The following is a 24,415-nucleotide window of genomic DNA, read 5'->3' as shown; positions in this document are numbered from 1 at the left end:
AGCGACTTATAGTAACTCATCACGCCCCATTATGAGACCTATTAAAAACGGATTCAGGGACAGGTATTGTAAGGTATGATGGTCATTGCCCCACCTTTACTTAGGACGCTGCGCCCGTATTAGGCTCAGCCTCTCGTCTTAGTATATCCAAGGGCTTGGAGAATAGGGATGAGCTTGGAGCGCTGATCTCCTTGGATAAGGATCTCACCATCCTTGATAGATCCACCGACACCGCAACGCTGGCGAAGAGTCCTCCCCAGTACCTCGAGATCTTCACTCGAGCCAACAAAGCCAGAGACGAGAGTCACCTCCTTCCCTCCCCGCTGTTTACGAGACAAGGAGAGGCGAAGGCGTTGCTCTGCTGGAGGCAGTGTTGCCTCCTCGGGAGCATTCTCCTCTGTAGTGTAGCTATAGTTTGGATCGGTGCTGTAGAGTACGCCTAGTCGTTTCTTCCAGTCAGACATTATGCATCTGAAGTATTAGAGACTGACCTCAAGAGAGAATCCTTGAGGCAAGAAGGTCGATACATCTCCACCATAGTGGAGTAGCTCACGCACTACGGTAGAGCTAATATGTGTGAACCGCTGGGAGGCAGGCAGGAGTACCGTCTCCATGTCGGCAATATGACGATTGAGGTCAGCCAGTGTACGCTCGTACTCCATATCGGTACTACTGCGTACCCCACGCAGGAGGACCTTGACCTTCATCTCTTGAGCCAGTGAGACCGTTAGCCCCGTATAGGTAAGGACACGCACACGAGACTCGGAGGCATAGTAACGCTGGATCTGCTGGAGACGCTCCTCGGCAGTAAATAGGTTACGCTTAGCATCATTGGTACCAATAGCAACAATGACCTCGTCAAAGAGGTCGAGACCACGTGCCACGATATCGGCATGACCCCGTGTAAAAGGATCAAACGACCCAGCGTAGAGGGCTTTGCGCTTCATGTAGTAAGGGAAATTACTTAGTTAGGTCTATGATTTCCTCTGGTGCTGGTGTCAGGTTTTCAGCACCAGAAGCGGTGATGAGGTAGGTATTCTCAATACCCACTGCACCTATTTTGGGGAGGACAAACTTAGGTTCAAAGGCGATGACCATTCCTTCCTCGAGGACATCTTTACTTCGTCCTGTCAAGACGGGCAATTCATTGATCTGTAATCCGAGACCATGCCCCACAAACTGAGCTTGTAGCTCCGTCCCCATGAAATAGGGCTTAGCACCCTCAGCCTCCACGATAGCTAGGCATTCGTTATAGAGATCGGCACATAGTGTACCTGGGTGCGCCTGCTGCATGATGTCGCGATGCAAGCGACAACTTAGTTCGTGCAGACGATAAGCCTCATCAGGGAGAGTACCGATGGAGTATGTACGCGTGAGGTCAGAGTAATAAACGCCATAGTTCCCAGCCATATCAATCATCACTGCCATACCCTGCTCGAGCAGTGTCCCATTCGAGCCAAGAGGAAGTGCTGTCGTGCCAGCTCCACCAAGGGCAAAGTCATAGGGAGAGGGTGCAGCAGCATTATCCCCAGCCAGCAGACTACCCATGTAGATTTCCATTGCTGTCCCAAAGCATCGGAAGAGACCTACCGACCCCTCCTGACGCATCCGACGCTCAATCTCTATCTGCAGGTCTCGGTCAGTCATCCCCGAGCGATACAGCCCCTTGATGAAACTATATGCTCGTACATGTTGCTCAGCTCCCTGGCGTATCTGCTCTATCTCTAGAGGTGTCTTCACCCTACGAACTTCACGAAGAATGCTCGTAGCATTATGTAGCGAAGCGTTGGGGAAAAGGCGAGCCTGACGCTGTACATCCGAATAGGTCTGCTCATCCAGCTCTAGGGCAATGGAAGAAATCTTCTCGGTATCTACATATTCTGAGATCTGCTCAATCTTGCGCACACCATGTACACCTTCTCCCTGGACAAGTGTCTGAGGTCTACGAATAAAGAACTGTGCATTTCCTTCCCGAGGGATAAAAGCAAGCCCCGAGAAGATGTGGCCAAAGATGTAGAGGAGATTAACGTTAGAGGCGATGACAAGAGCATCAATATCTGCCTGCTGAAGTACTGCTTGTATACGCTGTACTCGTAGCTGATAGTCAGGATGAAGCATTGATTCTTTGGCTTGGATAAGCGTTGTAATGGAGTTGGTTAGAATGGGACATTGCTATCAGGGAAGTCCTGACTCCCTGATAGAGGATCAGCCTGTGTGGCTGGTGTGTTTGCCGCAGGTTGAGCGGAAGAAAGCGTGCGACCACTAAGTGAAACACCTTTACCCTTATTGGCTCCTTCTCCCCCTGCATTCAGAGCAGCTAGTTCGCTCTTCGGTGCAAAGCGAGCATAATCCGCTTTGAAGGCAAGACGAACCTCTCCGACAGGTCCATTACGATGCTTAGCGATGATGAACTCCCCCACGCCTCGTAGTGACTCACCTGTCTCAGGATCTACAGTGATCTTGTAGTACTCAGGGCGGTGTATAAAGCAGACAATATCTGCGTCCTGCTCAATCGCACCTGATTCACGAAGGTCGGAGAGCTGAGGACGTTTGCTATTAGCATCCCCCCCTTGCAGTCGGTTCTCCACACCACGATTGAGCTGTGAAAGAGCAATGATAGGAATGTTCAATTCCTTAGCAAGCATTTTCAAGGAACGAGAGATTGTACTGACCTCCTGCTCGCGGTTACCGAAGCTCATTCCACTGGCATTCATTAGCTGGAGATAGTCGATGATGATAATCTTCACCTGATGCTCACGCACAAGACGACGAGCCTTGGTGCGTAGTTCGAAGACAGAAAGCGATGGGGTATCATTGATGAAGAGCGGTGCAGACTCGAGCGTACCAATACGGTTATTCAAACGTCCCCACTCCTCTTCACTGAGGCGACCACTCTTAATCTTCTGTCCATCGATTTCGCAGACGTTGGAGAGGAAACGTTTGACAAGCTGTACGGCACTCATCTCAAGATTGAAAAGAGCCACTGGTATACCATGATCTACCGCCATATATTTAGCCATTGAGACGACAAACGCCGTCTTTCCCATAGCTGGTCGAGCAGCGATGATGATAAGGTCAGAGTTCTGCCAGCCCGAGGTCATCTCATCTATATCATGGAAGCCCGTTGTCAGCCCACTGATCCCCTCCGAGCGGTTAGCAGCTATCTGTATTTCGGTAATTGCACCCTTGACTAGAGGGTTAATAGGGACAAAGTCACGGCTGGAGTTCTGCTGGGCTATCTCAAAGAGGGAGCCTTCAGCCTGCTGAATCTGCTCCTGCACATCGATGACATCGTCGTAAGCACCTTTGAGTGTCGTGGACGCCATCCCAATCAAGCGACGGCTAAGGGCCTTGTTGTAAAGGATATCGGCGTGAGCCTCAAGACTACTGGTCGACATCACCTTAGATGTCAAGCCGGCTATGTAGGCAGGTCCTCCGATTTCATCTAGTACATCCATACGCCTCAGCTCCTCTGTGACGGTGAGCATGTCTATGGGCTGCTGCGCCATCGCTAGCGTCACCATAGCTGAGTAGATCTGCTCATGTGCCTTGACATAGAACGTCTCTGGACGCAGACGCTCACTGACACGTGCATAGGCATCCTTCTCTAGGAGAATAGCTCCGAGGACAGCCTCCTCGAAGTCAGGAGCCTGAGGAGGAATACGCCCATCCATCTCCATAGGGACAATGGGTTTGGATGGCTTCGTCCCACGCTTAGTTGTTTTTACCGTTGCCATATTGCCTTAGTCAAGCTTTAGTACTGCGAGGAAAGCCTTCTGAGGCACCTCCACCGTACCAATCTGCTTCATACGCTTCTTCCCTTCTTTCTGCTTCTCTAGTAGCTTACGCTTACGAGAGACGTCACCCCCGTAGCACTTAGCCGTCACATCCTTGCGCACAGCCTTGATGGTCTCTCGGGCTATGACCTTGGCTCCAATAGCAGCTTGGATAGCAATATCGAACTGCTGGCGTGGTATAAGCTCCTTGAGCTTCTCACACATCCTTCGTCCGAAGGCTACGCTGTTGTCCACATGGGTAAGGGTAGAGAGGGCATCCACAGGGTCTCCGTTGAGAAGGATATCTAGCTTTACGAGCCTAGAGGGGCGGAAGTCACTCAGATGATAATCGAAGGAGGCATAGCCTTTTGACACGCTCTTCAGCTTATCATAGAAGTCAATCACAATTTCCCCAAGAGGCAGATCAAAGAAGATCTCTATTCGGTCTCCCGATATATATTCCTGCTTGATGAGCTGTCCACGCTTGCCGAGGCAAAGCGTCATAATCGGCCCAATGTATGCGGTGTTGGTAATGACCGATGCACGGATATATGGCTCCTCGATACGGTCAATAAGGGTCACATCAGGTAGCCCCGAAGGGTTATGCACCTCCTTACAGCTGCCCTTCTTGTCATAAACTTTATAGGACACATTGGGGACAGTGGTAATGACATTCATGCCAAACTCTCGGTCTAGTCGCTCCTGGATAATCTCCATGTGCAACAGCCCGAGGAAACCACAGCGGAAGCCAAAGCCAAGCGCAATAGAGCTCTCGGGTTGGAAAGTCAGAGAGGCATCGTTAAGCTGGAGCTTCTCAAGCGAAGCACGTAGGTTCTCGAAGTCCTCACTCTCTATCGGGTACAGCCCAGCGAACACCATAGGCTTTACTTCCTCAAAGCCCTCGATAGCTGTGGTAGCACCGCCCGTGACATGGGTAATTGTATCCCCTACCTTCACCTCTCGGCTGGTCTTAATACCCGAAATAATGTAGCCAACATCCCCTGTGCGGACTTCCTTCCGAGGATCCATATCTAGGCGCAGGACACCCACCTCATCTGCATCATATTCCTTACCTGTGGCAATGAACTTGACGTGATCACCCTTTCGTATCACACCATTAACCACCTTAAAATAGGCAATAATACCACGGAAGGGATTGAAGACGGAGTCAAAGATTAAGCACTGAAGCGGCGCCTCGGGATCCCCCTTAGGAGCAGGGATACGCTCCACGATAGCATGGAGGATCTCATCTACACCGAGGCCTGTCTTCCCACTAGCTCGGATGATCTCTTCACGCTTGCAGCCCAGTAGCTCGATAATCTGATCCTCTACCTCCTCAGGCATCGCACTGGGTAGGTCTACCTTATTTACAATAGGTATAATCTCCAGATCATGCTCCAGTGCCATGTAGAGGTTGGAGATGGTCTGTGCTTGTATGCCTTGGGCAGCATCGACGATAAGTAAAGCGCCCTCACAGGCAGCGATGGAGCGGGAGACCTCGTAAGAGAAATCCACGTGCCCTGGGGTATCAATAAGATTAAGTACGTAGTCGTTGTCCCCCATCCGATAGTTCATCTGGATGGCGTGGCTCTTAATGGTGATACCTCGCTCACGCTCTAGATCCATATTGTCGAGGACTTGCTCTTGTAGATCTTTCCCTGAGACGGTTTGTGTCGTCTCGAGGAGGCGGTCAGCTAGGGTACTCTTCCCATGATCAATATGGGCTATGATACAAAAGTTCCTTATATGCTTCATCTCTCGACAAAGATACGACGAACGATTAATACACACTGCGGCTAGAGAATGCACAGTATCATTCATTCTGTGCAATAATTTATACCTTTGCCCTGTAAACCTCGGGGATAATTGAGCCTCTGAGGCATTCATTAAATAAAGACTTCGATGAAAAGAACCCTAGCTATTGGGCTTATCTGCCTAGGCGCTTATTCCTCGGCTCTAGCTGGAGGACTACTCAATAATACGAGCATGCATGCACTCTACCTACGCAGCCTTGCTCGTAATGCCTCTACTGCTATTGATGCTGCTTTCTACAATCCTGCGGGCCTTGTTTTCACACCCGATGGTTGGCGTTACTCAATCAATAGCCAAACGGTATTCCAGAAGCGAGATATTACAACGACATTCGCGCCCTTCGCTTTCAATGGGGGGCAGACGACCAAGCATTTTGAGGGGACAGCTACGGCACCCATTGTCCCCACGATTATGGCAAGCTACAAGAAAGGTGACTGGGCGTTCTCTGCTGTCGCTGGCATCTTTGGTGGCGGTGGGAAGGCTCGCTTTAACCAGGGGCTTCCCCAGTTTGAGGCTGCCGTGTCTATGATTCCTACCACCACACAGGCAATACGGGGGATGCTAAGTAACCCCGCCCTAACAGGGAAACTCCCTCCTGCTATTGCCACTCAGCTCCCTACCCTAACAGCCCCGCTCACGGCTGTGAACAAATACACCGTAGATAGCCATCTGGAGGGTCAGCAGTACACCCTTGGTCTTCAGCTTGGGGCAACGTACCGCGTTACACCCTTCCTTAGTGCACACCTCGGTGCCCGCTTGAGCTATGCCTACAATACCTATACAGGCTATATCCGCAATATCCGTGTCAATAACCAAGCAGGAGACATGGTAGCAGCTCCTATCTATTTTGCCGCTGAAGCACTCAAGTACAAAGCTCTAGCAGAGAACCCCGCTATCAAGACTGCTCTTGCTTCTCTTCCCACAGATGTACAGCAACAGGTACAGACACTCCTTCGTGCACCTGCTGCCTTAGCTGCAGGGTCTGTAGACAAGCGCATTGAGGTCAAGCAGACGGGGCTCGGCGTAGCACCAATCGTCGGGCTACACCTAAGCTATGAGGGGCTGAACATAGGGGCTCGCTACGAGTTTCGCACTGCCCTTGACGTGAAGAACGACACGAAGGCTAACGACTCTGGCATGGAGCAGTTTAAGGATGGCGCCAAGGTAGCTAATGACATGCCCGCTGTACTGGCTCTTGGGGCATCGTACCGCATCCTCCCCCAGCTCACCGCCTCAGTGGGCTTCAATCACTTCTTTGAGAAGCAAGCACGCATGTCAGGCGACAAACAGAAGAGCCTCAGCCACAATACCAGCGAATACCTCTTTGGTCTAGAGTGGAATGCTCTATCATGGCTAGACGTAAGTGGTGGTGTACAGATCACGCGCAAGGGAGTAACGGATGACTATCAAAGTAACATCCATTTTGACATGAGCTCTAATTCCTATGGCTTCGGTGTCGGTGTACACTTGACGAAGGAGCTACAGCTAAACCTTGCCTACATGATCTCCGACTACAAGAAGCATACGAAGGAAATCAACAACTATGTCTCCACTGCTCTCCCTGGAGTAAACACGAAGGCAACAGAGGTGTATTCACGCAAGAACCAGATCTTCTCCCTAGGTCTTGACTACACACTTTAGTACGTAGCACATTCAGGGGCGCATTCCCCAACAAGCCCATATAAAGCGAGGGGGCACAGCTTTTATGCTTGTGCCCCCTCGCTTCGTTTTTGTCTCCTGTATATTCAGGGAGGGTATCCTCGTTGCTTGGGGTATTTCCCCCTAGCCTTCCTTCCCTTCGTACGGGGGAGAGAGAATAGGATTGTACATCATGATTGCATGGTTCTCCACGAGCTGGCGCTCTATTACCCTCCCATCAGGATAGGTCGCGACCTGCACGATCCTATTGTGGCGTGTATAGCCACCCCACCACTGCTGAGTGACTCGGTGATCTCGCTCTTCTACTCGATAGGTACAGAGGGGAGGTGCATCTGCACTTAGGCGCCCCCAGAGGTAGGTATCATCCATCCATAGCTCGAGGTAGTACGTGTCACACGTATCGTTGCGAAAGCGAAAGTCGATGTAATTGTAGGACAGGGTCGCCCCTGCCCCAAAGGGTACCTGCCGATGGGTATCGGGAAAGACATCGAAGGTATGGCGGTGTCGCTCGGTGATGGTGAGCGGGCTATGTGCTACGAGCCAAAAGAGCAAGTTCCCCAGCTGGCACAGCCCTCCGCCGATGCCCTTGCAGATCTGTCCTTGGTGAAGTACCAGCCCCTCTAGATAGCCCTTTGCCTGAGAAGTACGACCGACGTTGTGCCACACGGAGAAGGTCTCTCCTGGGGCAATCATCATGCCGTTTAGGTGCACCAGCGCAAGCCTTAGGTTGGTACGTTTATTCTCCTGCAGGTACATCTCCACATCCTTCAGCGGACGAAGGATGATGGAGCGATGCTCCATAAGCGGGTAGAGGCGTCCCTCAGGAGGACGGATCTTTGCCCAGCGCACACCAGAGAAAGCATCCCGAGCCTTTCGTTTCAGAATGTAGTACTCCTTCCCGAGCTTTCGCCTCAGATCGCTTCTTATGAGGGGCTTATCAATGTAATCCACAGGTCAGGAATAGGGTAAGGCTATTTGCGTGTAAGGGTCATCGTACCGAAGTCGGGATCCTTCATACTCAGGACGCCATCACGTACCTTGAGGTCAGTAGCAAAGGCATTTTTCCCCGTACCAAATTCCTCAATGAAGGAGGCAGCAATTGTTTTCTCCATCTCCTGAAGGGCTGCCTTACGAACGGGCTCCAGATCCTCGCAACCAATGCTATCAGAATCTTCAGCTGTGACCTTCATAAAATCCATCCCATTGATCAGGTACTCCTCGACCTGAGCATAGGTCTTCCCCTCATCTACTGTCAGGAAGAGTGCCCCTCCCGTGATACTATATGCACCGATGAGATGGAAGGTTGTCTTCAGCACAATGTCCATGCCACTCTCCCGTGTCTTGACGGTGAAGTTCATCGTGAAGTCTACGGTCTTATCCTCGTTAAACTTCGCATCAAAGCGATGGAAGGTAGCACTCTCTTTGCCCTTTGTGCCTAGAGCATTCAGCAGAGCAGCATCCCCTCGCCACTCCCCGATGATATCCTTTTGGATCTTGCCATCACTACAGGAGCATAGCCCTACGAGGGCAAGAATAAGTAGCATGAGGCTACCAAGTAGATTTCTTTTCATCTTCCTTGATTATTTAGTTGGTTGAAGTCTTGTTTGCTCTGTAAAGGTAAGAAAAGTACTCTAGTGGAGCTAGACGAACTAAGCCCACTCGAGCTACGAGGGCAACAAGACTAAGCTACCCCTGCAACCTACAAAATCACCTATCATAGGTGGAGGCAGCGACCTATCATAGGTGACGACCTTCACCTATGATAGGTGATTGCATAGGTTTACCCGTAAAGTAAACAGACCTTACCCCAATCCCTATTGAGCGGAGCTGAGAGTCAGGTCAGAGAAAAGCATGATCAGGGATTAGGGAAGGAGACGGCGCAGAGAGGCCGCACAGAGACGTACATCCCGTAGGCTCTTGCTCGTATAGCTTACTCTAAGCGAGGGGCGAGAGAAATACAAGTATCCGAAGAGCTCTGTCAAACGAGGATAGAGGCGCTCCCCCGAGGCATTACGCTTAAAGCCCAGTGACCTGCCATGCTCCATCGTACACAGCCCTTGGGTAGAGCTTAGCGGTGAAGGATCGAGCCCCTCACGGACGAAATCCTCAGAGAGGACAGAGCGATGAAAGGCAAGGTGATGCGCCACTAGACATTGAGCACGATGGAGGTCGGAGAGGAAACGTTCGTAGACCTGTCGAGGGCTATCCAGGCTCAGATATAGGTCTTCACTGGTCAGACCGTGCAGGGCTGTCGCCTCTGGGCTTAGGGGTTCCCTTCGGTGAAGGACATGGTTTTCCTCCAAGAGGCAATTACCATGCTCATCTAGGAGTTGCCAGGAGAGAGCTATGGGACGATTATCGTAGCCCTCGGTAGGCTCTTCGTCAGGGATGAGGTCGAAGGTCTCGGTATCAAAGACAAGGTAATGAGCTTTAGCCCCGAGAGGAGCAGGCGAGACAAAGAGCTGTGAGGAGTCTACATCAACCTCAGCCGAAGGACGAGGGGCGTCCTTCGGCTGAGTACGTAGATCCCTTACGAGGCTCGTTCGTCTACGTACCCCGTAGAGCAAGTAGCTTGCCCCAAGGAGAGCAAGTAGCACCACGAGGACAGAGACGAAGGGCAAGGGCATGAGGCTCTAGGGCTTCTTCGGGAAGAGGAATGAGCGGGAGCGTTCTGCGCCAGCTCGGGAGAGGCTATCGGGGATAAACTGCCAATTCTTGGGATCCACAGGGCGTACCGAGCCATGACGGCGGAAGAAGTCCGCCAGATAGTAGGCTTGGTCGTGCGATGTAGCACCTACGATCCGTTTCGGGAGGTCTTCCTTAGCGATGCCGGCACCCTTCGTGAGCATCCCTCCTGCACCTCCTGCACGATAGGAATTCACAGCTACCCGATAAGTACGCTCTAGGTCAAAGGGCTCAGTGTGCCCTGTTAAGCGGAGGATTGTAACGCGCTCACCCTCAGGCTTGGTTAGGTCTACCACGTAGTCAATACCTTGCGCTGAACTGTAGTTGTACGGAGGGACAGCCGTCTTATATTTATCCCCTTCCTTCGCTCCAGGCTTGAGGCGAATAAGGTAATCCTCGGGCGAGGCCATCGTATTCACCCAACCTGCGTACGAGTGCTCCAGATAGCCACGTATCTCGTGCCCCGTGAGAGACATGGCGTAGAGGAAGTTTGAGAAGGGACAGAACTTAAACAAATCACGTACATAGACCTTCCCTGCAGGTAGTACCGCCGAGAGCTTCAGTGGGGCAGCGAAGGAGATTTCGGCATCGATGCTCTCCATCTGCATACGATGAATCACATCCATGTAGGGCGTAGAGCCAAAGACAGCGTCTTCACCCCTTACCTCTGCCTCCAGCGTGCCCACCTCGCTACCTAGGTAACGCTCCACGGCCTCTCGCTCAGGGGCAAACTGGCGAAGGAAAGCAGGGTCTGGCTCAACACCCTCTAGAGAGATAAAGGAAGGACGAAGCTCCTTGGACAAGATATTCCTCCCCTGCTTCCTGAGAGTAATCTGGATGTCTGATACTCGGTCCAAGTGGTTCGCTGGATTAATCAACAGCACAGAGTCTGCCGTGCCATGTGGGCGAATCCACTCCAGCTCCTTGCGGTGATCATGCCCTATCAACAAGAGGTCGATACCCGTCACACCTTGGGCAAGGGCACGACCAGCATTCTCTAGATAATCGGGGTTATCATTCTCCAGCCCCGAGTGCATAAGCACGATGAGCAGGTCAGGCTGCTCCGTGCGATGAATAAGCGGTATCCAGACCCGAGCAGAAGAGATGATGTCGTCGAAGCGCAACCCCTTCCATAGGTGCGCTGGCACCCATTGTGGGATGGCTGGAGTTGTAAAGCCTAGGACAGCTACCTTGAGGCCAGAGCGACGAAAAATCTGGTAGGGCTTGAAGTAGGGTTTACCCGTAGCCTCCGAGAGGATGTTGGCACCGAGTAGGGGGAACTTACACTCCCTCCCCCAGCGAGAGAAGACGCTATGCCCAGGCTCAATATCATGGTTACCCATAGCCACGGCATCGTAGCGCAGATAATTCATCGCTGAGGCTACGATATGAGGCGATACAGTATCTATATAGTTGTAGTAATACGTAGGTGGCTCTCCCTGTAATAGGTCTCCTGCATCGAGGAGCAAGGCCTCAGGATCCTGACGTCTCACCTGCTTCATCACCGTGGAGAGCCGAGACATACTCCCCGTGCCTGCATGGTTATTCAGGAAGTCCTGAGGGTAAATATTACCATGGATGTCTGTGGTGTGGATAATACGTAGCTTGTGCTCCGTAATCCGCCCTCCCCTCGGTGCGGCAATGAGACTAAGAGGGAGCGAAAAGAAAAGGAGCACACTCACCCCCAGACGAGAGGTGAGTATGCTACCCAATGAATGATGCTGCATGCTGGATGAGATTACTTCACCTCACTACCTGGGGCTACCCCTTCGTGCGGTGTGATGATACGTAGCTTCCCCGTCTGATAGTCAAGAGCGGAGAGGATCATACCCTGTGACTCTACACCCTTGAGCTTACGAGGAGGAAGGTTGGCAATGAAACAAACCTGCTTGCCGAGAAGATCCTCGGGAGCATAGTGCTCAGCGATACCAGAGACAATGGTGCGACCACCGAGGCCATCATCGAGACGGAACTGGAGGAGCTTATCCGCCTTGGGCACCTTAACACACTCGAGGACGGTGCCGACACGTATATCGAGCTTGAGGAAGTCGTCAAAGGCTATGTCCGGAGCGACAGCTGACGCCTTAGCTTCGGCAGCCTCATTAGCTTCTTTGGTCTTCAGGAGCTTTTGTACTTGCTTTTCAATTACCTCGTCTTCTATCTTTTCAAAGAGTAGGCTTGCCTCTCCAAGCTGATGACCGACAGGAAGCAAGTCACTGCGACCTAAGTCTTCCCAACGAGGCAAGGAGAGCTGAAGCATAGCACTAAGCCTATCACTACTCATCGGGAGGAAGGGGGCGAAAGCAAGGGCTAGATTAGCTGTGATCTGGAGGGAGATATTTAGAATTGTGCCGACACGATCTAGGTCCGTCTTAGCGAGCTTCCATGGCTCAGTGTCAGCTAGGTACTTATTACCGAGGCGAGCAAGATTCATCGCCTCCTTCAGAGCCTCACGGAAGTGAAAGGTATCCAGTTCGCGCTCAAGAGCAGGACGGATGACACTGAGTTCGCTGAGCGTCTCACGGTCAAAGTCTGTCAATGTGCCGAGTGCAGGTACCTTGCCGTCAAAGTACTTAGCCGTGAGGACTAGCGCTCGATTGACAAAGTTGCCGAAGACAGCAACTAACTCATTGTTATTACGTGCCTGGTAGTCCTTCCACGTAAAGTCGTTATCCTTCGTCTCAGGGGCATTTGCCGTCAGCACGTAGCGTAAGACATCCTGCTTATCGGGGAGCTCATCGAGATACTCATTGAGCCAAACAGCCCAGTTCCTGCTGGTAGAAATCTTGTCCCCCTCTAGGTTTAAAAACTCGTTAGCAGGGACGTTCTCAGGCAAGATGTATGAGCCCTCTGCACGAAGCATCGCAGGGAAGACGATACAATGAAATACGATGTTGTCCTTACCTATGAAGTGTAGGAGTCGTGTCTGACTATCCTTCCACCAAGTTTCCCATGTATCGGGTAGCAGTTCCTTTGTGTTTGAGATATAGCCAATAGGGGCATCAAACCAGACATAGAGTACCTTGCCCTCTGCACCCTCCACAGGGACAGGGATGCCCCAGTCGAGATCTCGACTCACTGCCCTAGGCTGGAGACCTCCATCCAGCCAACTACGGCACTGGCCATAGACGTTACTCTTCCATTCCTTATGCTCATCGAGGATCCAATGGCGAAGGAAAGGCTCGTGCTTATCTAGGGGCAGATACCAGTGCTTGGTCTTCTTGAGGATAGGTGTTGCTCCTGAAATCGCACTCTTGGGGTTGATTAGATCGGTAGGGTTTAGCGTCGAGCCACAAGACTCACACTGGTCACCGTAGGCACGCTCATTCTGACAGCGTGGGCAAGTACCTACGATATACCGGTCAGCCAAGAACTGCCCAGCCTCAGGATCGAAGTACTGCTCGCTCTCCTCCTCTACAAACTCTCCTTTCTCATAGAGCGTACGGAAGAAGGCAGAGGCATGCTCTCGATGTGTTGCACTGGTTGTACGGCTATAAATATCAAACGTCACGCCGAAGCGCTCAAAGGAATCCTTGATAATACCATGGTAGCGATCCACTATATCTTGGGGGGATACGCCCTCCTTCTTAGCCTTAATGGCAATGGGTACACCATGCTCATCACTACCGCAAACGAAGAGTACCTCCTCGCCTTTGAGTCGGAGGTAGCGAGCGTAGATATCAGCAGGTATATATACGCCAGCCAAGTGGCCGATATGCACGGGGCCATTGGCATAGGGCAGGGCGGCAGTGATAAGGGTTCGCTTAAATTTTTTATCCATCTATCTATGTCCTTGTGGTTTGAGACACAAAGTTAGCGAAATACGAGCATTGAGAGGGAAAAGGGAGGCGAAGAAGATAATAAGCACAGGGTGGTGGCACACAGACCATGTGTGTGATTCACCTCAAAGATTCCCCAGTGCAAGCCCATAAAAGGAGATACGCTGAGAAGCATCACCTCTCAGCGTATCTATTCTTAATTATGTATAACTGCTTGCCATTGTCTTAACCATGCTCCTCCTATGCAAGGTTAAAAGGGCAATAAGCTACAATCTAATCTCTATTCCTTCTCCTTGACGAGACCATGACGGTAAGCATAGAGGAGTTTTTTGAGTTCATCCACCTGATCCTTGAGGATGATGCCTTGGTCAGTAGCGCTGACCAGTACCCGATCCGTAGAATACTCCCTCACAACAGAGGTACTAGAGATATCCTCCATGTGCTCAATCGCCTCCTTTGTGGAGCTGAAAGGCTCATGCTTGACCAGGTGTAAGCCCTGCGAATTAAAGATCAGTGTATATCCCGCTATCCCCGTACTAGACTGATATGCACGGCTAAAGCCTCCGTCAATAAGCATGAGCTTACCACCAGCTTGTAGTGGGTGCTCACCCTTAACAGCCTTAACAGGGACATGACCATTGATGATATGGGTATCGTTGCCTGAGAGCCCAAACTCCTCAAGGATGCGTTCACAGACCTCCTGCTCTACACGATAGACATAGTAATAGCCCTTCTCCTCATGATGTGTCTCCTTCTCAGCGATGAAGTACCGCTCGAAGGTAGTCATCGCAGACTTATCAAAGAGTGGAGAGTCAGGGCCACACCAGAGATACCACATGAAGTCTACTGCCTCGTCATGCTCAGCATGGTCAGCTGATGACCAGTGCGCACGACGGACGAACTCATCGACACGATCCATCATCGCACGCCCTGCGTAGTGCTTCTTACCTATACGCACCTTCTTGAAGCTGCGATCTTCATTCAGCGGCACAGAGGCATGGAACAGGAGGTTATGGTTGTAGACAAGGTACATCCCCCCTTTCTTATAAAGGAAGTTAATGTGACTACGGAGCTTCTCACTATGCTTGAAGGAGTGACGTAGCTTTTCAACAACCTCTGCCTCTGCATCAGTAAGCTTATATGGATCACTTGGGTCAACTGTTGGGAAGTTGGTATCCTTGAGTGGATAGGTCTTCCCATCAGGTAAGGTAATTGTACCCGCCGTGAGGTCAAGGCGGTGCAGTAGGTCACGATCCTCCATCTTGTACTCAGGGCGTCGGGCGATGATCTGATGCTCGAGCTTGAACTGAATGATAGCAATAGCCTTGTGCATTTGCCCCATCAGGACGAGGCTCTTATCGTCATACTTCTCATCCGTGTCTCCTAGCTTGGGCATAAAAGCCTTACAAGGGTCTTTCCCATAGACTTCCATCGCCAGCCGTGCTAAGGGAAGCATGTTGATCCCGTAACCATTCTCTAGCGTAGAGGAGTTGGCGTAGCGTAGAGCTATACGTATCGCATTGGCCATACTCGCTGTATTCCCCACAGCTGCTCCCATCCAGAGCATATCATGGTTACCCCACTGGATGTCCACGTTGTGGTACGTTAGGAGCTTATCCATGATGACGTGTGCCCCAGGGCCACGGTCAAAGACATCACCCACGATGTGCAGGTGGTCAATAGCTAGGCGCTGGATGGTCTCACAAATAGCGATGATGAAGTCATCGGCCTGACCTGTCTCAATAATTGAGTCAAGGATAGCTCCCACATAAGCGGACTTCTTGGGGTTCATGCTATCCTCATGTGTCAGCTCTTGTATGATGTAGCTGTACTGAGCTGGTAGAGCCTTACGCACCTTTGAGCGTGTATATTTCTCACTCACCCGCTGCAGGACCTTGATGAGCTGATTGAGGGTGACCTTGTACCAATCTGTAGTGGTAGTCCCATTCTGAGCCAAGCGCTCGAGGCTCTCTGCAGGGTAATAGATGAGCGTGCAGAGCTGTCGTAGCTCCTGCTCACGTATCTGCCCAGAGAATAGGCTCTCGACCTTAGTACGGATGGTACCAGATGCATTTTTCAGTACGTGGATGAATGCCTCATACTCGCCGTGGATGTCAGCTAGGAAGTGCTCCGTACCCTTTGGCAGGTTCAGGATGGCCTGCAGGTTCATAATCTCAGAGGCGGCAGAGGCAGAGTTGGGGAATTGCTTAGAGAGCAGCCCCAGATACTTCAGTTCTTTTTCCGTGATGTCCATAGTAGTGTCTAGTGAAGTGTCAATCGTTGTGTTCATTTACGTCTAGCGTCCGATCAGCTCAGCATGCTTGACACCTGAGGCATTGCGGACCTTCTTGAGTAACAGAGTTAATGCTTCTCGTCGCTCTACGTAGAGGACGAAGGAGCCGTGAAATAGCCCATCCTCGGAGTGGATCGAATAGCTACGTAGCTTGATCCCTGCCTCCTTACGGATAAGCGAAGTGATATTGGTGGCAATCGCCAGTTCATCTCGCCCTACGACCTCCAGGCTTATCACCTGGTTTCGTCCCTCATCTCCATTCCACTTAGCGCATATAATCTTATGAGGGGAATGGGCGAACATGTCTGGGGCATTGGGGCAGCTGGTGCGATGTACCTTGATGCCTCGTGATGTAACAAGGCCAAAGACCTCATCCCCATAGACAGGGTGACAGCACTGTGCGAGGCTATAGGCGACACCTGTGAGGCCTCGATCGAGAATCAGTACCTCCGTGGAGGAGGTAACCATACTCGCCTCAGTCTCCGTCTCTGTGTAGATGAAGTCCTCCGCTGAGCGAGAGGCTCCTGCTGCTGGCTGTGCTTCGATAGAGGATGTTGCCTCTAGCTCCTGCTCATAGAGATTCAGGAATTCCTGCACGTCCAGACGGTCATGCGTCAGATCCCGATAGAAGTCAGAGAGGCTCTTGTACCCTTTGCGCTGCGTGACTCGGATGAATGGAGCTTCGTGAAAGGGTAGCTTCCTATTCTTGATCCGCCGACGGATAAGCTCTTTGGCTACACCTATCCCAGCCTCTTCCTCGGCACGTAGTAGCTGTCTTATCTTGGCCTTAGCCTTGGGGCTAACGACAATGGAGAGCCAGCCTAGCTTCGGAGACTGCTGAGGGGAAGTGATGACCTCTACACTATCTCCGTTGCTCAGCTGATGGCGTAGGGAGACGTTCTTCCCATTGACCTTGCCCGAGATAGCACGTGCCCCTACTCGGCTATGTATCATAAAGGCAAAGTCCAGGAGCGTAGCCCCCTGGGGGAGCTTGAGTATCTCACCCTTCGGTGTGAAGACATAAATCTCTCGAGCCTTGAGTGTGAGCAGGGAAGACTCCAGCGTCTGACGCTTCTCCTCCTCTTGTGAAGTAGCTTGTACGGACTCCAGTGCCTCACGTACCGAGGCAAGGAAGTCATCTAGCCCGTGCTCACTCTTAATGCCTTTGTATCGCCAGTGTGCTGCCACACCACGCTCAGCGATGGCATCCATGCGCTTGGTACGTATCTGCACCTCCACCCATCGGTTACCTGGGCCCAGCACCGTGGTGTGTAGGCTCTCGTAGCCATTGCTCTTAGGGATGGAGATCCAGTCCTTCAGACGCTCTGGGTTCGGGCGGTACATATCGGTGATGATGGAGTACACCTGCCAGCAGGCCTGACGCTCTTTATCGAGTGGGACGTCAAGGATTACACGGATGGCAAAGACATCGTAAATATCCTCGAAGGGGAGCTTCTTCAGCTTGTTGTTGATCGAGCTGATACTCTTCACCCTCCCTTTCATCTCAAAGGGAATGCCCAGCTCCTCTCTAAGCCTGGCCTTCACAGGCGTAATGAACTCTGCTATATAGGCATCACGGGCAGCCTTGGTCTCCCCCAGCTTGCGTGTGATAAACCCGTAGGTCTTCGGCTGGAGGTACTTGAGGCAAAGGTCCTCCATCTCCCCCTTGATGGTATAGAGCCCTAGGCGATGGGCAATAGGAGCATAGAGGAAGGAGATCTCCGAGGCTAGTTCTTCTCGTGCCTCAGCCGTATAGATACTCTGTGCGTGGCGTAGTAGGTAGAGGCGGTCGGCGATGATAATCAGTACTACACGCATATCCTCCGCCATGGAGATGAGGAGGTTATGGAAGTTCTCCGAACTAATGGCCTCCTTACGCATATAGAGCTCGGAGGTACGAGCAAGTAGCTGCAGCAGGCGCACTACCTCTGCCCCATAGCTATCAGTGATCTGCTCTGCTCGCAGCGTGCCTCTCAGGAAAGGTCGATAGAGCAATACAGCCAAAGCTGAGGAGGCATCTAGTCCCAGCTCCTTAGTCACAAGGCAAGCAACCTCAAGCTGTACAATCAGCCCGTGGATACGATGCATACCCTCTTCTTTCTCCTCAAAGCAACCATCCTCAGTTGCCTTCGTCATCCACTCATAGGCAAGCCTCCTCTCGGCACAAGTCAGCTTAGGTTGCAGCACCTTCACTAGGTAACGGCAACAGCTGTATATACGCCTCTTATCGTCATCGCTGAACATAGCTTACCAATCCCTTTGACTGATTAATTGAGTAGCTAAAGGTACAAAATCTACCTAGCCAGAGCAAAAGGGGGTACAACGCAAACCCACGAGTAGGTCTCATCTGAAACCTACTCGTGGGTTTACGGGGGAATGCATGCAAGGGTTCATAACAAAACCCATGCAAGGGTTTCCTTAGTAGCCCTTGCATGGGTTTCGTTGACCTCTCTATATGGGTTTATGGAGCTAGCCTTGTCACATCCTCTGGCCTACCCCACGGAGTTTTCACCTAGAGCTCAAGGTAGAGCTGCACAAGAACGACCGTGTTATTCAGTAGATGGTATAGGATGGGTAGACGTAGGCCTTGGCTACTATAACTAAGCCAGCCCAAAGCACAGCCTATGGCCACACGACCAAGAGCTCCCACCCAGGAGAAATGTAGGATTGAGAAAATCACTGCCGTAACAAGGATTGCTAGCCATGCACGCCCCGAGCAGAGACGCATGAAGAGTGGCTGCATCATCCCACGGAAGAATAGCTCCTCGGCAAAGGCAGGCAGTAGAGCCATCGCTATCCAGAGCGCAACGAAGGAATTCGTACCCGACTGTAGCTCTTCCTTCACAACTCTTCCCACCTTATCTACAGCATGCCAGCCTAATGCCCCCGCAACGCTCTCGATCAGCTCCGTGAGGAATCCCGAGACAAAGAAGCCTGCGACTGCAACAACAAGAGCAAGCAGGTAATGCTTCATCCCCCACCCTGCTGGATGGAAGGGACGCTTCATAAGTCTCAACGCCCTCTTACCTTGAGGAAAAAAGAAGACGGGCAGTAGGAAGACACCAATCGTAGGTAGGGCGTAGGAGCAGAAGCTAATGAGGGGAGCTAGACCCACCGCTCCACTCAGCAAGGGTAGGACGCCAAGCATGAAGAGCCCAGCGAGTAGCCCCATTCCGGAGATAGACACTGGGATCCAGCCCAACAGGAGTACAAGTTCTTTTTTCGCAGTCATCGGTCTACTTCTCCTCAGCGTCATCAGCCTCGTCATCATCAGCCTGCAAGACACCTCGGCGGATCTTTGAGGGAGATTGACCGAAGGTACGACGGCAGAACGCCGAGAGGTAGCAAGGTGAGGTCAGATGGTACAGCTCCGCAATCTCCGTAAACGTCAGATTACCATCTACGATATCTCGGTACACATAGCGAGCACGCTGCTGCAAGAGCCACTTCAGGGGTGTCGTACCAAACTCCTCCTCAAAGAGTCGTGTAAGCACCGCCGTAGAGACCCCGAGCTTCTCTGCTAGATCCTCTGCCTTACGGCAAGACAAATGATGCTTAAACACCCGAGAGACAAAGCCCGTATGCTTACAATGGAAGAAACGAAGGAATTCATCCTGTATCTTACGCGCATAGTTCATACGAAGCAAGAGGAAGAGCTCCTGAAGCTTCACATCGAAGAGCCGAAGATCCGCTAACGAGTACTGGAGGTACTCCAAGATGGACTTCGTCCAGAGCTCTACGCCCCGTGAGAACGGAAGATGCGTAAGCACGGGTGTACGAGGCACCATCTCTAGGTGACTGAAGTCTCGAGTAGGTTTCTCTGGACACTGCCGAGCACAGAGGTGGATACTTGGGAGGAAGTGGAAGGCAAGACACTCTAGCTCCTCCTCCGCACGTAGCTCAATGAGTAGCCCCATAGGCACGAGGATCATTTGTCCTGCACTGTAATGCTCAGCCGCCTGCTCCCCATTCACTCTTATCTCAGCTGCCCCCGAGAGGAGGAAGAGCAGATAGTAGTCTCCCTCTGCCTTGAAGAAAAGGGATTTGTTCCCCGAGAGCTTGCGTAGCTGAGGCATGGAGATGAGGGCAGCAGACTTGTGCTTGAATACGGACTGCCCAGAGAAAAGAGGTTCGTCTTCTTGGAGAAGGGGGATGGTGGTTTTGCGCATAAATGTACAGAATAGATGTGTCTGAGGTTTTGTATTATTCTCGGTCGAGGAGCTATGACCCTAGAGGTCAAGTAACCCCTCGGGGATAAGTAGAGAGAGGCGGTGGAGCTGCGTATCAACCGATGCAATGAGTTCGTCAGCGATCGGCAGGACTCGTTCGTGGGAGGTTGTGGTCTCTACTCGGAGGAGGGTATTGAGGGTCGTATCATCAATATCTGTAATACGTCCGATGAGCTGCCCCGTAGTAGCATCATAGAGCTCATAGCCCACGAAGTGACTTAGCTCCAGCAGGTCTCCTCCACCTTCCTCGGTGAGGTAGTCCTTATCGAGCCATACCGCTCGCCCTGAGAGTTGCTCTGCCTGCTCCTTCGTATCTATATCAGAGAAGCGGAGTAAGTCAATATCTCCAGCCTTGGTACGCCATGATAGCACTCGGTAAGGGATGAGTAGCCCCCGTTCCTCGAGCATAAGAAAGAGTGAGGTATCAGCCCCACCCCATAGACCACTGAGATCTACAGAGAGCTTGGCTGATACCTCACCCTGGATACCGTGAGCGCGCCCTAGTGTACCTATGAGCTCAAAGTCCGTCTTCCTGAGCATCTACCTATAGTCGAGAGATACGAGCACCTAAGGCATTCAGTCGTCCCGCGATGTCTTGGTATCCGCGGTCGATCTGCTCAACGTTATTGATCACACTCGTACCATCTGCACTCATGGCAGCTATAAGCAGTGCAATCCCAGCTCTAATATCTGGGGAGACCATCGTCGCTGGACGAAGCTTATGACGACCACCTAGACCAATGACCACCGCCCTATGTGGATCGCAAAGCATGATCTGAGCGCCCATGTCAATCAGCTTATCAACGAAGAAGAGACGACTCTCAAACATCTTCTGATGAATCAGCACGCTACCCTTTGCCTGCGTAGCCGTAACGAGGAAGACACTGAGGAGGTCAGGCGTTAGACCCGGCCATGGTGCATCTGCTACAGTCAAGATCGAGCCATCCATGAAGGTGTCTATCTCATACCCATTCGGATGACGTGGTATGAAGAGATCATCACCCTGCTCCTCAATTGTAATCCCAAGCCTACGGAAGGCCTGTGGGATGATCCCTAGGTCAGGGATGCTAACATCCTTGATACGTAGCTGCGAATTGGTCATAGCAGCCATACCGATGAAGCTCCCTATCTCAATCATATCAGGTAGCATGGTATGCTCAGCACCATGCAGAGACTTCACTCCCTCGATTGTAAGGCGATTCGACCCAATCCCTTCAATATGCGCCCCCATTCGTACTAGGAGCTTAGAGAGCTGCTGCAAGTAAGGCTCACAGGCGGCATTGTAGATGGTCGTCTCCCCCTCTGCTAGCACTGCTGCCATGAGGATATTTGCAGTCCCCGTCACCGAAGCTTCATCTAATAGCATGTACTTACCTCGTAGGTTTTCACCACGAAGGATGTAGCTCTGCTTCTCCGTATCATAGTCACAGCTGGCACCGAGCTCCTGAAAGCCAATGAGGTGCGTATCCAAGCGTCGGCGACCAATCTTATCACCCCCTGGCTTAGGGAAGAGTGCATAGCCAAATCGCCCTAGTAAGGCACCTGCCATCAAGATCGAGCCACGCAGTGCACGAGAGCGGCTTAGGAACTCTTCGCTATGTAGGTAGTCGATATTTACCTCATCAGCTTGGAAGGTATAGCTACCCTCTTCATTCAGCTTTGTGACCTTTACGCCTATCTGTCGCAGTAGGTCGATGAGGTTATTTACATCGAGGATGTTTGGGATGTTGTGGATCGTCACTTCCTCTGGAGTGAGCAGGACAGATGACACGATCTGGAGTGCTTCGTTCTTAGCTCCCTGTGGGCGAATGCTCCCATCTAGGGAGTAGCCCCCTTCAATGACGTAGGATGCCATAGTATGATAGTCAGAGTAAATTACTTTTTCTTGGCTTTCTTGCTATTAATGGGCTTCTGTAGTTTCCCAGGGCGATCAAGCGTATTGGGGTTTATATTGAGCTTACAGTTCTCTGGTGTGAGCAGGATCTGTCCGTCGGATAGTTCAAAGAGATCCTTAAAGATCTTGATATCCTCGACAGTCTCTTGGTTCCATGTCATGTAGTCCCTCTTCATCTGCATCGCCATGAAGTACTCTGCAGCTGAGCGCTCAGGCCCCACCTCCATCTGGCAAACCTTGTGAATCATTTCCACAAGCAGATGCCCATAGTAGCGATAGCGGATATAATGTCCTGGGTACTCAGGCTTGTCGGTCTTGAGCGTAATCTCCTCACGGGTAATCGTACCAGCGGGATAGTCTACATCGAGCTCGAAGTCTGCCATGATAGCCAGATGATCCCAATAGATTGTCTCCTTGTCGAGAGCTGTGCTTTTCTCGGGAACAATTGCCTCCATCGCACGGATAATCGTGCGGGCACATCGGTTACGCTCCTCCCTATCCTCTAGGCTCTTACAATGGGCGACCATCTGCTGGATGTTGCGACCATATTCGGGCATCGTGATTGGGGGAAGTTGATTATTATACTCCATAAATGGATAATTATAGACGTGATTTAATTGCTTTGCTCTCTTCCTCAAAGCCGGGCTTCTCAAGAAGGGCAAACATATTCTTCTTATACGCTTCTACCCCAGGTTGGTTAAAGGGATTAACCTCCAGCATGTAACCGCTGATACCGACAGCCTTCTCAAAGAAGTAGAAAAGTTGACCTATATAATAGGCATTCAGCTGAGGCAATACGACGCGGATGTTAGGTACGCCCCCGTCGATATGCGCCATACGAGTACCAAGCTCGGCCATCTTATTGACTTCATCAATACGCTTACCTGCTAGGTAGTTTAGCCCATCTAGGTTCTCTGCATCAGAGGCTATACGTAGCTCGGTATCAGGAGTCGCAATACTTACAATCGTCTCGAATATGCTACGTTCGCCCTCTTGGATCCACTGTCCCATCGAATGAAGGTCAGCAGAGAAGTCTACTGCAGCATTGAAGATCCCCTTATGATCTTTACCCTCACTCTCGCCATAGAGTTGCTTCCACCATTCACCGATGTAATGGAGCTTAGGATGGAAGTTTCCTAAGATCTCGATCTTCTTGCCCTTTTGATAAAGCAAATTACGTGCAGCAGCGTAGAGAGCAGAAGGGTTCTGATCGAAGGGTACTCCCTCATCTACACGAGCCTTCATGTCCTTAGCCCCACGCACCAGCTCTCGGATGTCGAAGCCAGCCACAGCGATGGGCAGTAGCCCCACAGGAGTGAGAACGGAGAAACGCCCCCCGATATTATCGGGTATCACAAAGGTCTTGTACCCCTCCTTATCGGCCAAAGTACGTAGCGCACCTTTAGCTCTATCCGTTACAGCGATGATACGCTCGCGAGCGCCGTCATGCCCCACCTGACGCTCCAGAAGCCCTTTCAGTACTCGGAAGGCAATAGCAGGCTCTGTCGTCGTACCACTCTTCGAGATATTGATGATACCGAAACGCTTATCCGAAAGGAAGTCCACCAACTCGCTCAAATAGTCTTCGCCGATGTTATGCCCAGCGAAGATAACATGTGGAGCAGAGTGCTCTCTGCGATAGGCGGCAAAGGTCGGGGTCAGTGCTTCAATGACAGCACGAGCCCCTAGGTAACTCCCTCCGATGCCTATGCTCACTACGTAGTCACAATGCTCCTGCAGAGCACGTGCAGCACGCTCAATCTCAGCAAACTCACTATCGGTAATTTCCTCAGGCAAGTTAATCCATCCAAGGAAGTCATTTCCTAACCCCGTGCCTGCATGTAGCTGGGCTGTGTATTCGTTGCTTTTCTCTTGCAGGGCATGTAGCTCCCCGTCGGAGACGATGGAGCGGATACCCGAGAGATCCAATTCTAAAGCCTTCATATTCTATTGTTAATCTATCTTAAATCTGAGTGACCTAGGCACACACAAGCAATCACCCCGATGTTACGCTACTCTGGGGCATGCCTACACACCTATCTGCGTCATCCCTTATGCAAAGGGAGTACGAAACAAAGGTACAAAAAACGCACTAGATGCACAGTATCAGCCCCTTTGCCTCCATAAAAACCCACCACCTCCCCTTGCATGCCTTGTCCCTGTTTTCGAGCAAAGCACCAAAGCATATACTATATAATAAATAATTGTGTAAACATGAGTTGTAGTAAGTCCACATCCACCACACAAGACACAGACCGCATACCTAGGCATACACCCCCCCCCCCCCC

The 24,415-nt window shown here is 51.4% G+C and carries 19 protein-coding genes; 1 reads left to right on the top strand and 18 read right to left on the bottom strand.

The features are described from left to right. Window positions 1-125 precede the first annotated feature (125 nt). From HMPREF0636_RS04540 to lepA, 5 genes are read right to left on the bottom strand one after another with little or no spacing between them, the layout of a single operon-like run. Window positions 126-464 carry a translation initiation factor gene (locus tag HMPREF0636_RS04540; protein WP_044168799.1) on the bottom strand — a complete coding sequence of 113 codons (339 nt, stop codon included), beginning with the start codon at window positions 462-464 and terminating at the stop codon, window positions 126-128. A 15-nt stretch (window positions 465-479) separates the two neighbouring features. Further along, window positions 480-947: a pantetheine-phosphate adenylyltransferase gene (coaD, locus tag HMPREF0636_RS04535; RefSeq protein WP_005469160.1), complete on the bottom strand. Its 468-nt coding sequence runs from the start codon at window positions 945-947 to the stop codon at window positions 480-482. A gap of 13 nt (window positions 948-960) precedes the next feature. Then, entirely contained in the window at window positions 961-2,118 is a 1,158-nt protein-coding gene (locus HMPREF0636_RS04530) for a M24 family metallopeptidase (RefSeq protein WP_044168797.1), read from the bottom strand. A gap of 38 nt (window positions 2,119-2,156) precedes the next feature. Further along, window positions 2,157-3,737 carry a replicative DNA helicase gene (dnaB, locus tag HMPREF0636_RS04525; protein ID WP_044168795.1) on the bottom strand — a complete coding sequence of 527 codons (1,581 nt, stop codon included), beginning with the start codon at window positions 3,735-3,737 and terminating at the stop codon, window positions 2,157-2,159. A 6-nt stretch (window positions 3,738-3,743) separates the two neighbouring features. Beyond that, window positions 3,744-5,531 (bottom strand): translation elongation factor 4, encoded by a 1,788-nt coding sequence (gene lepA / locus HMPREF0636_RS04520; RefSeq protein WP_005469164.1) that lies wholly within the window; start codon window positions 5,529-5,531, stop codon window positions 3,744-3,746. A gap of 147 nt (window positions 5,532-5,678) precedes the next feature. Here lepA and HMPREF0636_RS04515 point away from each other — a divergent pair, with 147 nt between their 5' ends. Further along, on the top strand, window positions 5,679-7,229 hold the full coding sequence (locus HMPREF0636_RS04515) for a protein transporter (RefSeq protein ID WP_044168794.1): 1,551 nt from the start codon (window positions 5,679-5,681) through the stop codon (window positions 7,227-7,229). A gap of 141 nt (window positions 7,230-7,370) precedes the next feature. Here HMPREF0636_RS04515 and HMPREF0636_RS04510 read toward each other — a convergent pair whose 3' ends face one another. From HMPREF0636_RS04510 to HMPREF0636_RS04450, 13 genes are all read right to left on the bottom strand, one after another. Continuing rightward, complete coding sequence (locus HMPREF0636_RS04510; RefSeq protein WP_044168793.1) at window positions 7,371-8,198, bottom strand: VanW family protein; 828 nt, start codon at window positions 8,196-8,198, stop codon at window positions 7,371-7,373. A gap of 20 nt (window positions 8,199-8,218) precedes the next feature. Beyond that, window positions 8,219-8,818, bottom strand: a complete 600-nt coding sequence (locus HMPREF0636_RS04505) for a hypothetical protein (RefSeq protein WP_044168792.1) — start codon at window positions 8,816-8,818, stop codon at window positions 8,219-8,221. A gap of 291 nt (window positions 8,819-9,109) precedes the next feature. Continuing rightward, on the bottom strand, window positions 9,110-9,874 hold the full coding sequence (locus HMPREF0636_RS04500; RefSeq protein WP_052328750.1) for a 3'-5' exonuclease: 765 nt from the start codon (window positions 9,872-9,874) through the stop codon (window positions 9,110-9,112). A 6-nt stretch (window positions 9,875-9,880) separates the two neighbouring features. Then, window positions 9,881-11,659, bottom strand: coding sequence for a bifunctional metallophosphatase/5'-nucleotidase (locus tag HMPREF0636_RS04495; protein WP_248616873.1), 1,779 nt, complete (start codon window positions 11,657-11,659; stop codon window positions 9,881-9,883). 11 nt (window positions 11,660-11,670) lie between these two features. Continuing rightward, on the bottom strand, window positions 11,671-13,713 hold the full coding sequence (metG, locus tag HMPREF0636_RS04490; RefSeq protein WP_044168791.1) for a methionine--tRNA ligase: 2,043 nt from the start codon (window positions 13,711-13,713) through the stop codon (window positions 11,671-11,673). A 278-nt stretch (window positions 13,714-13,991) separates the two neighbouring features. After that, window positions 13,992-16,001, bottom strand: a complete 2,010-nt coding sequence (locus HMPREF0636_RS04485) for a fructose-1,6-bisphosphatase (protein ID WP_155807286.1) — start codon at window positions 15,999-16,001, stop codon at window positions 13,992-13,994. Between the two features lie 6 nt (window positions 16,002-16,007). Further along, window positions 16,008-18,248, bottom strand: coding sequence for a RelA/SpoT family protein (locus HMPREF0636_RS04480; protein WP_044168789.1), 2,241 nt, complete (start codon window positions 18,246-18,248; stop codon window positions 16,008-16,010). 268 nt (window positions 18,249-18,516) lie between these two features. Continuing rightward, the gene (locus HMPREF0636_RS08225; RefSeq protein ID WP_162147893.1) at window positions 18,517-19,236 is read right to left on the bottom strand and encodes a CPBP family intramembrane glutamic endopeptidase; all 720 of its coding nucleotides are present in this window, start codon (window positions 19,234-19,236) and stop codon (window positions 18,517-18,519) included. Window positions 19,237-19,240: 4 nt separating this feature from the next. After that, window positions 19,241-20,173: a helix-turn-helix transcriptional regulator gene (locus HMPREF0636_RS04470; RefSeq protein WP_044168786.1), complete on the bottom strand. Its 933-nt coding sequence runs from the start codon at window positions 20,171-20,173 to the stop codon at window positions 19,241-19,243. A gap of 60 nt (window positions 20,174-20,233) precedes the next feature. Next, entirely contained in the window at window positions 20,234-20,773 is a 540-nt protein-coding gene (locus HMPREF0636_RS04465; protein WP_044168784.1) for a ribosome maturation factor RimM, read from the bottom strand. A gap of 4 nt (window positions 20,774-20,777) precedes the next feature. After that, on the bottom strand, window positions 20,778-22,088 hold the full coding sequence (murA, locus tag HMPREF0636_RS04460) for a UDP-N-acetylglucosamine 1-carboxyvinyltransferase (RefSeq protein ID WP_044168783.1): 1,311 nt from the start codon (window positions 22,086-22,088) through the stop codon (window positions 20,778-20,780). A gap of 20 nt (window positions 22,089-22,108) precedes the next feature. After that, window positions 22,109-22,717 (bottom strand): DUF4290 domain-containing protein, encoded by a 609-nt coding sequence (locus HMPREF0636_RS04455; RefSeq protein WP_005469206.1) that lies wholly within the window; start codon window positions 22,715-22,717, stop codon window positions 22,109-22,111. Between the two features lie 10 nt (window positions 22,718-22,727). Next, window positions 22,728-24,071 carry a glucose-6-phosphate isomerase gene (locus tag HMPREF0636_RS04450; protein ID WP_044168782.1) on the bottom strand — a complete coding sequence of 448 codons (1,344 nt, stop codon included), beginning with the start codon at window positions 24,069-24,071 and terminating at the stop codon, window positions 22,728-22,730. Window positions 24,072-24,415: the final 344 nt, after the last annotated feature.

It is taken from the genome of Porphyromonas catoniae ATCC 51270 (assembly GCF_000565015.1).
GTDB classification, from domain to species: domain Bacteria; phylum Bacteroidota; class Bacteroidia; order Bacteroidales; family Porphyromonadaceae; genus Porphyromonas; species Porphyromonas catoniae.
This window is presented reverse-complemented; position numbering and strand designations above follow the sequence as displayed.